The 11273-nt window shown below is 59.8% G+C and carries 7 protein-coding genes and 3 pseudogenes; 4 read left to right on the top strand and 6 right to left on the bottom strand.

Translation table 11 applies throughout. The annotated features are described in order from the left end of the window. Positions 1-98: 98 nt before the first annotated feature. The 5 genes and pseudogenes from IVB32_RS02965 to IVB32_RS02985 all read right to left on the bottom strand — a co-directional run bounded on the left by IVB32_RS02965 (position 99) and on the right by IVB32_RS02985 (position 8268). Complete coding sequence (locus IVB32_RS02965) at positions 99-1793, bottom strand: long-chain fatty acid--CoA ligase (protein ID WP_247368587.1); 1695 nt, start codon at positions 1791-1793, stop codon at positions 99-101. 145 nt (positions 1794-1938) lie between these two features. Further along, positions 1939-3153: an ABC transporter substrate-binding protein gene (locus IVB32_RS02970; RefSeq protein ID WP_247409720.1), complete on the bottom strand. Its 1215-nt coding sequence runs from the start codon at positions 3151-3153 to the stop codon at positions 1939-1941. An 80-nt stretch (positions 3154-3233) separates the two neighbouring features. Continuing rightward, positions 3234-5369 carry an alpha/beta hydrolase fold domain-containing protein gene (locus tag IVB32_RS02975; protein ID WP_247368583.1) on the bottom strand — a complete coding sequence of 712 codons (2136 nt, stop codon included), beginning with the start codon at positions 5367-5369 and terminating at the stop codon, positions 3234-3236. Positions 5370-7118: 1749 nt separating this feature from the next. Further along, positions 7119-7253 (bottom strand): annotated as a pseudogene (locus tag IVB32_RS02980) (daunorubicin C-13 ketoreductase); the annotation flags it as partial. Positions 7254-7345: 92 nt separating this feature from the next. Then, a pseudogene (locus IVB32_RS02985) lies at positions 7346-8268 on the bottom strand (Ku protein). Positions 8269-8409: 141 nt separating this feature from the next. Here IVB32_RS02985 and IVB32_RS02990 point away from each other — a divergent pair. From IVB32_RS02990 to IVB32_RS03005, 4 genes and pseudogenes are all read left to right on the top strand, one after another. Then, entirely contained in the window at positions 8410-8820 is a 411-nt protein-coding gene (locus IVB32_RS02990; protein ID WP_247368581.1) for a hypothetical protein, read from the top strand. A gap of 11 nt (positions 8821-8831) precedes the next feature. Then, positions 8832-9281 (top strand): hypothetical protein, encoded by a 450-nt coding sequence (locus IVB32_RS02995; RefSeq protein WP_247368579.1) that lies wholly within the window; start codon positions 8832-8834, stop codon positions 9279-9281. Between the two features lies 1 nt (position 9282). Continuing rightward, a complete protein-coding gene (locus IVB32_RS03000; protein WP_247368577.1) occupies positions 9283-10005 on the top strand; it encodes an SOS response-associated peptidase family protein in 723 nt (240 codons plus the stop codon). Between the two features lie 125 nt (positions 10006-10130). Then, positions 10131-10399 (top strand): annotated as a pseudogene (locus IVB32_RS03005) (hypothetical protein). Positions 10400-10491: 92 nt separating this feature from the next. Here IVB32_RS03005 and IVB32_RS03010 read toward each other — a convergent pair. Next, positions 10492-10797, bottom strand: a complete 306-nt coding sequence (locus IVB32_RS03010) for a hypothetical protein (protein ID WP_247368575.1) — start codon at positions 10795-10797, stop codon at positions 10492-10494. Between the last annotated feature and the right edge of the window lie 476 nt (positions 10798-11273).

The following is an 11273-nucleotide window of genomic DNA, read 5'->3' on the forward strand; positions in this document are numbered from 1 at the left end:
ATAGTAGATACAGCCTAGACGCGCCGCACCTGCAACGACGATTCAGAAGTACATAATTCAACCCCGGTGATCATCTCCGGGCGAACTGTTAGAGACGATTATCTATTCGCGGATTCGGCTTCCTGCAGAAAGCGCCACATCACCTTGCCCGAGGCGTTCTTTGGCAACCCAACTACAAACTCGACAATCCGAGGAACTTTGTACGCGCTGACTTGGGTGCGGCACCATTCAATCAGGCTTTGCGCGGTGAGATCCCCATGCGACGGCTTGCGCACGACAAGGGCTTTCACTGTTTCGCCCCGGTAAGTGTCCGTTGAACTGATGATGCAAACTTCCTGAACTCCCGGATGTCGGAACATGAGCGCCTCGATCTCGGCAGGCCATATCTTGTACCCCGACGCGTTGATCATGCGCTTGAGGCGATCCGTGATGAAGAAATAGCCATCCTGATCCTTATATCCGATATCTCCCGTACGCAGAAACCGCTTCCCGCCGATTGTCGTAAACGCCTCTTTGGTGGCGTCTTCGCGCTTCCAGTACCCTCGAAAAATCTGCGGACCATGTACGACGATTTCGCCTTGCTCCCCGTCGGCTACCTCAAGCCCGCTATCGAGATCTATGATTCGCGCGTCGACGCTCATAAAGGGGATACCCAGGCATTGCAGCTTTGGCGTGTCGCACGGGTTCATCAGCGTAACCGCTGATGACTCGGTGAGACCATACCCTTCAACGAATTGCAGCCCAAATTGATCAAGCAGGCGTTCGGCGATGGTCTGAGGCATCGCCGCACCGCCGCCCCCGATATAGACGAGGCTGGATAGGTCGTAGCTATCGAGACGGGGACTGGCCAACAGATCGATGATCATGGTGGGAATCGACGTCCAGTGGCTCACACCGTACTGCGAAATGAGTTGGCCGGCCACTTCGCGATCCCACCGCGGCATGATGACCATCGTTCCGCCCGAGAAGATCGAGGCGTGCATTACGCACACGATGCCCGTAATATGAAACAAGGGCAAAACCGCGAGACTCACCATTTCCGGCGTGCCGTTGGTCCAGAACGACATCGTTATGGCGTTGTGCATGACGTTCGAATGAGGCAGCATACACCCCTTCGGCAGACCGGTGGTCCCGCTGGTATACGGAAGAAGCGCGAGGTCATCGCAATTGATGAGCAGTTCGCCGGGCGCGTCATCTGTCTGCACTGCATCACGCCATTGGACGACGTTGCCGCGAGCGAGGTTCGGCGAAGGATGCCGCGCCGTTAGCCAGTCCCGCCACCCTTGCGGTATCGCCAATTGCTCGTCTTCACTGAACACATCGGCGAAGTGACTGAGGATCAGATGCTCCAGATGACTGCCGGATTCGATGCCATTGCTCGCAGCGGCTAGCTCCCCGGCCAAATCCGCTGTCGTAATCGCCACCTTTGCTTGCGCATCCGTGATGTAGTGACGCAGTTCTTCCGCTCGATTCATCGGATTGACAGGCACAACAACGGCGTTTGCTCGGGCAATTGCAAAGTGCGCGATCACGAGTTGAGGGCAGTTCTGCATCACCACGAGGACGCGGTCTCCCCGCCGAACGCCAAGCGCATGCAAACGGCCAGCCAATCGCTCAGAGGTCTGCTTCAGCTGCTGATAGCTGATGTTACCGCCCAGGAAAGCCAATGCTGTCCGATCCGGATATCGGCGCGCATTGACGGCCAGATTGTCCCACAACGAGGTGGCGGGAGGCTCAACTGCCGCCGGCAGCCGCTTTGGCCAGGCCGTTAACGATCGCTTATCACGCTGCATTTTGCCAACCTTTAGTCCAGACGAGAATTCGAACAGTCGCTCAACAGCGGCGCGGTTTCCGGGGTGTAGCTATCACAGCATCGTTGGCGAGAATCCTCTTAGCTACATCCGTAGCCTTCCGGTCAGCCCACGCCGCCAACTCTGGTCATTTGTGCACCAGCGGGCACTTTGACTCGGAAAGCGGCTGATAGACGTCCGCCCCGGATACTGTTTCGCGAACGTTGAGATCGTCCCATTCGCCGTTGGATGCCGCGGGTTTCTTCACGTCCAGGACGTACATGTCGTAGACCATGCGACCGTCCTCACGAATCCGCCCTCCCTTAGCGAAAACATCATTGATCGCCATTGTCTTCATGTGATTAAGCACCGTCTTCGCTTCGTCTGTCCCGGTCTCCTTGACCGCCTTCAGGTAAGTCGTGATGGCGGAATAGAGGCCGGCCTGGAGCATGATCGGCATTCTATTGCGCTCCTTGAAGAAACGCTGACTCCACGCCCGCGACTCATCGTTACGATTCCAATAGAATCCCTCCACGAGAACCATGCCTTGCGCGGCTTCCAATCCGATCGCATGCACGTCCATCAGCGTCGCGGCCATCGGGGCAAGTGTCTGGGAAACCCCGAACTCGCGCGCCGCCTTAACCGCGTTGATCAGATCGCCGCCCGCATTTGCCAATCCGATCACATCCGCTCCCGAGCTTTGAGCGCTCAGCACGAATGACGAAAAATCAGAGGTTCCGGTCGAATGCTTCCGCGACCCGATGACCTTGCCACCCGCAGCGATGATCGCTTTGGTCGCATCCTTCTCGATCGCCTGACCCAGCGCATAGTCAACGGACAGGAAATACCAGTTCTTGTTACCTGAGCGCGTGATGGACCCGGCCAGAGCGCGGGAGATTCCGTAGGTGTCCCAGGTATAAAGCACAGTATTTGGCGAGCATTGCTCGTTGATCAAACTGACGGTTCCTGCACCAGTGACCATCAGGACGCGATTTTTTTCGCGCGTAAGTCCCGATACCGCCAAAGCAACTGCTGAATTGATCGAATCCGTGACCATATCGACACCGTCGACATCATACCACTCGCGAACGCGGGTCATCGCGATATCCGGCTTGTTCTGATGATCGGATACGACCAGTTCGACCCTGAATGGAGGTTCTTCATTCTTGACGAAATCATCAATGGCCATGCGCGCCGCGACTACCGAGCTTGCCCCGCTGAGATCCTGAAAGACACCAGACATATCGCCGAGGATGCCGATCTTCACGACGTCGTTTGAAATACCCAGTCGCTGCGCTTGCAGGCCTCCCGTGAACATCACTCCGAGAGCGGACGCGAGCATTAATCCCCTGGCAATCCCCATAGAATTCTCCTCCTCATTTCGTGATTGGTCTTTCAACGAGGTGAGGCCACACCGAAGCGAGCCTGACTTCGCATCCAGGCTTATCGATTAAAACTTCCTTCGATCCATTCCCCAATCGCCTTCATTGTCGAGGCGGTCTCCGGCAGGAACGGAAAGATTGTGTAGACATGCACGGAATCATCCACGATCCGCGACGTCACATCGACTCCGGCCTTCTGTGCACGCTCGATCAAGCGAGTTGTATCGCTCAGCAGCACCTCCCCTTCGCTCGCGGTCAGGAACAGCGGCGGAAGCCCGGCGAGATCGCCGTAAAGAGGAGAGACCATAGGGTCTGTGGGCTCATGCCCCTGGAAATAGGAAGCGCCGAGATATGTGAGCATGTCGCGATTTGCGGCGGGATCATCTCCGGCGAACTGGGATACGCTCGGTCCGCGCAAAGTAAGATCGACGAAGGGGCACACGCCGATGATGCCGGCCGGCAACGGAGTTCCTGCGGTCTTCAGCGCCAGCGCCAACGCAAGCGCGAGTCCGCCGCCGGACGATTCTCCGCTGAGGATGATGGAAGACGCCGGAACGCCGCTATTAACAAGGCCGCGATATGCGTCGAGCGCATCGTCTATCGCAGCTGGGTACGGATGATCCGGCGCCAGCCGATAATCCACGGCAATGGACGTACCACCGACGGCTTCCGCGAGCCGATGCGCATATTCAAGCGATCCGCGCGCTGAACCGAGCACGTAGCCCCCACCATGAAAATGCAGAACGGTCGGCGCGTTTGCGCGCTTCCTCAACGCATGCACACGCAGCGACGGGACGCCATGCAACTCAAGGGACTCGACCCCAACCTCCTTACTGAGGGGAAAATTCGTCGCCAGAAATTCCTCGTATCCTTCTCGAAGCCCGTCATGCCCACGCGCAACTTGCTCCGGCGAGAACGCATTTTTCCAAAGAGAAAACGCGCGCTGGCTCTCCGGCCGCTTCAGGCTCTTGCCTTCCTTGGTGGCCGACAATCCCAAAACTTCGCCGGCAGGCAGCTTGACGGCCTTCAACACATCATATCCCCAGACAAATCCCCATGTTGTCTCCGTCATGGGATCGATGTGCTGCATACCCTTCCAGCGTCCATTCCTTGCTCGAATGCGATCAGGCTCCGTTTCGTGGGTGAGTTTCACCATCGCACGAGCGCCTGCTTGCACACGCGTTGTCCGTGGACGGCGGCGTTGCTCGTATTCCTGAAGCGCAGTTGGAACGTCTTTCTTCGAGGCCTTTTCCAGCACCGTCGCCATAGTCCAGGCGTCCTCGATGCCTTGCGCAGCACCTTGCGCCAGGAAAGGCACCATAGGATGCGCGGCATCCCCCATCAGCGTCACGCGCCCATACGTCCAACGGTCGATTGGATCGCGGTAGTACATGCCCGTGATAAAGCCAGATTCGATCTGCTCCATCATCTTCCGCGCCCTCGGCTCGATGTCGGAAAAGGATCGTCGCAGGTCTTCAATGTCGCCGCTTTCGGTCCAAGATTCGCGTTGGACCTCCGCAGCGGGTACCGAGGCCAGAATGCTGTAGAGATTGTTCGGCCGCACCCAGTAGGTGATCAGCGTGCGCCCCGGCCCAAGCCAGTAATTTCCCTTCTCTTCGAGATGAACATCACGCAACTTTTCCGCGGGGATCAGCGCTCGCCACATCAAGATGTTCGAAAACTGCGTCGGCTCCGCGCCCCGCAACTGTTTTCGGATTACGGAATGGATACCGTCCGCACCGATCAGAATATCGCCGCGCACTTGCTCGCCCGAAGCGAGGCGAACGGTCACACCGTCGTCGTCTTGCTCAAAGCCAGCGACTTGCGCACCGAATCTCAATGTTCCCGATGGAACGGCGCTCGCTAATAGATCAAGAAGGTCGGCGCGATGAATATTGTACAGCGGCGCGCCCCAATGCCTGGTTCCGAGATCGCCAAGCGGTGACAAGTTTAACAGCTTACCGGTGCTGATATCCCGCATCTCGTACGACTGCGGAATCACGCTGACGTTTGCAACGTCTTTTTCAAGGCCTAGCTCGCGGAGGACCAGCGTAGCATTGGCGGCAATCTGAATACCGGCGCCGATCTCCTTGAGCGCTGTCGCCTGCTCCAGGACGAGGACGTCGTGCCCCTTCTGATGAAGCGCAATGGCTGCAGTCATGCCGGCAATTCCGGCTCCCACGATAATCATCCGCATCGGTCGTCTCCCTCCAACTGCTGGCCGTTGATCGGTTACTAACGAATGTTCGTAAGTACCGTCAGTCCGGCAACTGCGTCAAGCGGGATCCGCTGAATCACCGTTTGACCAATCCGGACGCACGATATCGTCTCTGTCGATCCAACTAATTGTTCTTGCTAAGAAAACGTGCGGATCAGAGGTTCACGCGCCATACAGTGATGCTGGCAATCGGAGACAGCGCCTACCATCCGGGGGCGCAACGGATCTTCCCCGGTATCGCGGTGATACCCGCCACGAGGCCAATCTGCCCCCTCAAGCCCCGCTCAGAGGCGCGCTGCATTCACAAACTGCAAAGGCTTGGGGCAACGTCTCATGCGATGACGAGAGAGGTTGGTGACCCGCCCGAGAACACCACCGAAATCGCGCTCATAGGTCGCGACTCTTAAACGGAGCGTTTGCAAGACCGAACTTAGCGGTGAGTTCCTCGCGAAATTTCTTGATGGCCGCGACGGCGTTGGCCTCAGATGACCGCGCACGCCATGACGGGTACACGGTGAATGCTGCATTCAAGGTGTGGCCATGCTGCTGGACGAAGAATGGTGCTCTGTTGACGATCTCACGAACATGCGGCGGTTCGAGATAATGATCGCGAATAGCGGCGAGGCCAGTGGCCGGTGCGCCGGTTATCATTTCGACTGAGGCAGAATGGCCGGCCGCGCACCGGGCAATGAACCGAGCTTAAATCGAGCACGCACGTCACGGCAAGAAAAACCGTCAGCTTGAACCGGCGGGGTTGCCGCTCCGTCAAGATGCTAGTCCTGATGAACCTGATTTGGCGACGGCTTGCCTACACAATGCTGATCGGTATGCACTCGAGGCTCGTCCGCCATTGAGGCCAAAGGCGACCACCACGGCGCAGAGATCGCCATAGCACTTTCGTCCTGGCAGCTCTTTGCGTCGTGGGATTCAGCATGGCAGCTGGTGGCGCCTCACTAGAAGAGAGGAAGACCCGCGCGCGTGAACCTCGGCAGAAGGCCGCCATCTGGGGCCGCGCACTCCCGATCTCCACAACCGTGTGCTGCCGCCGGAGCACCGAAAGATAGCAAGCAGTCCGTCCGACGAACCAATTGCGTCCATAACGACCACGGGCTTGTTGCATGCCCACAGATCGGCAGCTGCTTGGTTTCTTGTTTCAGCCATTCCGCTGAAAGCGGGAGCAGCGGACGAGATTCATATTGTTCTGGAAGCTCAGGGTGCCAGATATTCGGACCTTGTGCTGAAGCAGTGTCTTCGCCGCCGCGATCTGCTCCCGAGCACGGCGGAGTTTCTCTCGGGTCATTTGGCTTGCGTCGTTAACGTGGCCTGTGCACTGCTTGCGAGTGCACCGAAAAGACTGTTGCGATTTAGGAGCCGAATTTAGTGGGTTGGATCGCGAATTTGCTCCGCCGGCCGGATGTCGGCCTGCGGCCTCGGAACGGCGTACACGTAGACCTACAACCGCTATCCGAGCGGGGCGGCCGATGGCTGAAGCACAACCTGTTTCGCTTCCCGGGGGCGGTGTGGTCTCGCAAGCGCGATTGCGTGGAGCTGGCAGAGGGCGACGTGATCGCACTGCATCTCGTGGTCGAGCGGCTGAAAGTGGCCGGGGTTCGGGTGCGTTTCTACGGGCGGCTTCGGCGCTGGGACGGCACGTCACCAGTTTGGACCTTGCTGGCACGCGGGAAGCAATAGTCCGGCGGCTGTCGAAACCACACCGGCTCGCGCGACACCGCGGCTTCCCTCGGTGTAGACCCCGGCGTTGTGAATTATCGCATCCATGCGACCGATCCCGTTGACCTGGTCCGCGATACTCCTGGTCTGGTCGGCACTACGGACGTCACCGATCACGATCCCGGCGGCGCGCAGCGCTAATGAATACGGTCGCCATGCGCTGCTCCTGCCGACGTTCTCTGATGCAATCTGAAGAACACCCCTGTTCTGCCGGGCGCGATGACCTACGCGGACTTTCGCTGCGGCTTGGCGACCGTCTTCTTCGCCGCCGCTTGCTTCGGCTTCTTGGCGGTAATCGACATCAGCATCTCCTTCTGGCCCGCAGCAGCCTTCCGCGGCTTCTTGGCCGGCTGGCCTGCCTTCGCAGGCGCGGCCTCCTTGCCGACTGATCGGCGAAGCGCCTCCATCAGGTCGACCACGTTTGTGGCTGCCGGCTTCTCCTTCGGCGTGATCGGCGTGCCGGCGCGCTTCTGGTTGATGAGCTCGATTAGCGCGGTCTCATAATGGTCCACAAACTTTCCCGGCTCGAAGTTGCCCCCCTTCTGGTTCACAATGTGCCGGGCGAGATCCAGCATATCCTTGGTGACCTTGACGTCCTGGATCTCGTCGAAATACTCCTGCTCGCTGCGCACCTCGTAAGGGTAGCGCAGCAGCGTGCCGACCAGGCCCCTGTCCATTGGCTCGAGCGCGATGATGTGCTCGCGGTTGGTCAGCACCACCCGCCCGATCGCGACCTTGTTCATCTCGCGAATGGTCTCGCGGATCACGGCAAAGGCGTCGTGGCCGACCTTGCCGTCAGGCCTTATGTAGTAGGGCCGGATCAGGTAGCGGGGATCAATGTCGGCCTGTCGACGAACTCATCGATCTCGATGGTCCTGGTGGACTCCAGCGCGAGCTCCTCCAACTCCTCCTTCGTGACCTCAATGAATTGGTCCTTATCGAGCTGGTAGCCCTTGACGATGTCCTCGCTGGGCACCTCGTCGCCGGTGTCGGCGTCGACCTTGAGGTACTTGATCCGATGACCGGTCTGCCGATTGAGCTGGTTGAATGAGATCTTCTCGCTCTCCGACGTCGCCGGGTACAGCGCGACCGGACAGGTGACGAGCGAAAGACGCAGGAAGCCTTTCCAGTTGGCGCGCGGGGCCATGAACGCGGTACTCCAAAAAATGCAGGTGGGTGGATTCAAGACGATCGGCCGACCATGGTTCCGACACCGCGGGTCGTCCATCGGCGTGATTTTTCAAGCGCCGGACTCGACTCTTGTGTTCTGGTTATGTTCTAGTGAAGCATGACCGATCGCCCCGCGAGCTGGCGCATGCCGACACCCAAGCAAATGGAAAAAATGGCCGCTGCCATCGGCAGGAAGGTCCCCGCCGGCCACGGACCGGACCCCGGGGACGATCTGCCGCCGGAATACTGGCAGGCACTGCTGGAGGACCCTCGCGTCGATGCGATCAGCCCGGAACCCAGCGCGTCCGGACCGCTGCTGCGGCTAAGCCGAATTCGCGGACACCTCCCGAGGGTGGTTTGCCGGCGCTGCGGCAGGATCGTCGAGATCCAGAAGGCGGATGCCACTCGGCTCTACGGTCCGGAAGCCATCTGGAGGGATGTCGGTCAGCGGCTGCTCGACAATACCTGCACGCAACGGACCGGGCGCCATGAGGAAGACGGCTGTTGGCCGACCTTCGACCTGTCATAGCCGCTAGGCGAATGGCTCCGAAGTACCACGGCACGCCGCTGTCCGGAGGAGACCGCAAGGCTCTCGCCAAGGAGCTCGGCCGCGCGCGTGCGATGACGAGCATCCTGGCCTCGCAGTCCGCCGAAGCCAGGGCCAAAGGCGAGGCCCTGATCCGCGCGGCCGACAAGCTGTCGTGCGAGTCCTGGAACGAGAGGATGTGGGCCGATGGTGGCCCGATCGATCCGTCGCCATCCGTGGACCAGGCCATCAACGGCGGTTATCCATGTCTCGAGATCGAGTGCTCGCGCTGCAGGACAAAGCGGGACGTCGATCTCGCCGCGCTGCGCCACCCGCCAACCACGCTCGTCCACGACCTGGCCCGCCGTCTGCGCTGCAGCAAATGTGCTAAGGCCGGGCGCCGATCGCCCGCCACGCTGCTGCAGTTGAGGCCACACCCGCGCCAGGGCGATCCGGAGACCTGAGATGTGCAACCTCTACTCCATGACAAAGAATGTCGATGCGATCCGGCGGCTGTTCGGCGCGCTTAACAGCCACGTCGGCAATCTGCCCTCGATGCCTGGCATCTTTCCCGATTACCCGGCGCCGATCGTCCGCAACGGTGGTGAGGGACGGGAAATCGTCATGGCGCGCTGGGGCATGCCATCCTCCTCGAAAGCGCTGATGGATGCCACCAAGAAGCGGGCCGAGAAACTCGAGGCCAAAGGCAAGCCGATCGATTTCAAGGAACTCCTTCGGATGGAGCCCGACAGCGGCACCACTAACATCCGCAACGTCAACAGCGCTCACTGGAAGCGCTGGCTCGGACCAGAGCACCGCTGCCTAGTGCCGTTCAGCAGCTTCAGCGAGTACGACACCATTGACGGCAAAAAGGTGCCGGTGTGGTTCGCGCCGGACAAGAGCCGGCCGCTGCTCGCGTTCGCTGGTCTCTGGACCAACTGGACATCCGTGCGCAAGGCAAAGGAAGGCGTGGTGACCACCGACATTTTCGGCTTCCTCACCTGCGAGCCGAACGCGGAGGTGAAGCGCGTTCACCCCAAGGCGATGCCTGTAATCCTGACTACGATCGAGGAGTACGATGCCTGGCTGCGCGCCCCCTGGGACGAAGCCAAGGCCCTGCAGCGCCCCCTTCAGGACGGCGCCTTGAAGATCGTCGCGACGGGCGAGAGGGAAGATCCGGACGCATAGCCTTGTGCATAGTGAGGCGGAACGGGCGGACAAGCCGCAGCCCTGCCGATTTCGAATCCCGGCCCCGTGCTAACCGCCGGGAACGAGCGCGGGGCAGAAGGATTCGTCCCGTAGGAGCGATCTCTATGCTGACGACGAAAGAGAAGCAGCCGGCCATGCGGGCGCTCCGCGGCTGGGCGATCTCGGTGCTGCAGGAAACCGGTGCCATCCGCGAGTGCGAGGAGCACGGCTGGGTGCAGGACCGTACCGATCCTCATGCCCGCGAGCGCGCATTGGATATCGCCAGGCACGATCCGCCGGTTGGCTTGTCTTCGTTGGAAGCCCTCGCGGGGCTTCGGGATGGCTGGATTCGATCGGGGATACCTGTCCGGATTGTCCGCCCGAGGACCTCTGACGTTGCGACGCGCCGACGTCGGCGTGGGGGTTAGACGTAGAGGAAGCCTGCCAGCGGGGTTGGTCGGGGCAACCTTTGGCGCAGATCTCGGGTCAAACCGCACGCCGAATCTCGACCTCGCCACTATCGGACATAATGACGTCGACAGCTCCGACGCCGGCCACCGGATCGGCAAGGGATTGCGCGCCACCATGGAGCTGTGAAGCCGAGCCCAAGTTAGCCACAACTCGCGTATCGGTTGTGCTGCCCCCATGAATGGAACTTGCAGCCGTGTTCGTGCCGCCGACTGCCCTCTCTTGGAGAGCTTGTCCGGGCGTGGCCTCCAGGCGATCTCGATCAGTCAGATCGGATTCCTGCAAGGCGTTGATAGTATTGAAGAATGAGTCGAAGTCGGCCATAACGGCTCCTGTTATAGGGGCCTTGGCGCGCTCCTGCGCTGTTCGCCCTTACAATATAGGGGATTCCGACCGCCAAAATTGGAATCTCGCGGTTCCATCACGAGATTGTGATCGCCGGCATGAGGTGAGGGGGCCCGGCCGAGTGGAAGCTCGCTGGCTCAAATTGGCTTCAATCAACTCAAGATTGCGCTCTTGAGCACAGCTTGCAGGTACTATGCGGGGCGACTTGGCCTCAAGATCGTGGGCTATCCTGCACAGTGGCGGAGCCGCAAACGGCCACAACACAACACCTCAAATTTCGTCCAGCTGCGACCTCGCCGACTTTCTGCCCATCCGACAAATCGCGCAGCGACCAATGAAATGATCTGCGGTGTTCATTTATATCGCCCATCGCCCATCCTGCCTGCCCTGCACCTGCCTTCCTTCCCCTTCCCCTTCCCCTTCCCCTTCCCCTTCCCCTTCCCAGGACATGAGAA

It is taken from the genome of Bradyrhizobium sp. 23 (assembly GCF_023073295.1).
GTDB classification, from domain to species: domain Bacteria; phylum Pseudomonadota; class Alphaproteobacteria; order Rhizobiales; family Xanthobacteraceae; genus Bradyrhizobium; species Bradyrhizobium canariense_D.

Excerpts from the sequence above, each read along its gene's own strand:
- IVB32_RS03000 (WP_247368577.1), top strand. The coding sequence starts at position 9,283 with ATGTGCAACCTCTACTCCATGACAAAGAATGTCGATGCGATCCGGCGG.
- IVB32_RS03010 (WP_247368575.1), bottom strand. The coding sequence starts at position 10,797 with ATGGCCGACTTCGACTCATTCTTCAATACTATCAACGCCTTGCAGGAA.
- IVB32_RS02975 (WP_247368583.1), bottom strand. The coding sequence starts at position 5,369 with ATGCGGATGATTATCGTGGGAGCCGGAATTGCCGGCATGACTGCAGCC.
- IVB32_RS02970 (WP_247409720.1), bottom strand. The coding sequence starts at position 3,153 with ATGGGGATTGCCAGGGGATTAATGCTCGCGTCCGCTCTCGGAGTGATG.
- IVB32_RS02990 (WP_247368581.1), top strand. The coding sequence starts at position 8,410 with ATGACCGATCGCCCCGCGAGCTGGCGCATGCCGACACCCAAGCAAATG.
- IVB32_RS02995 (WP_247368579.1), top strand. The coding sequence starts at position 8,832 with ATGGCTCCGAAGTACCACGGCACGCCGCTGTCCGGAGGAGACCGCAAG.
- IVB32_RS02965 (WP_247368587.1), bottom strand. The coding sequence starts at position 1,793 with ATGCAGCGTGATAAGCGATCGTTAACGGCCTGGCCAAAGCGGCTGCCG.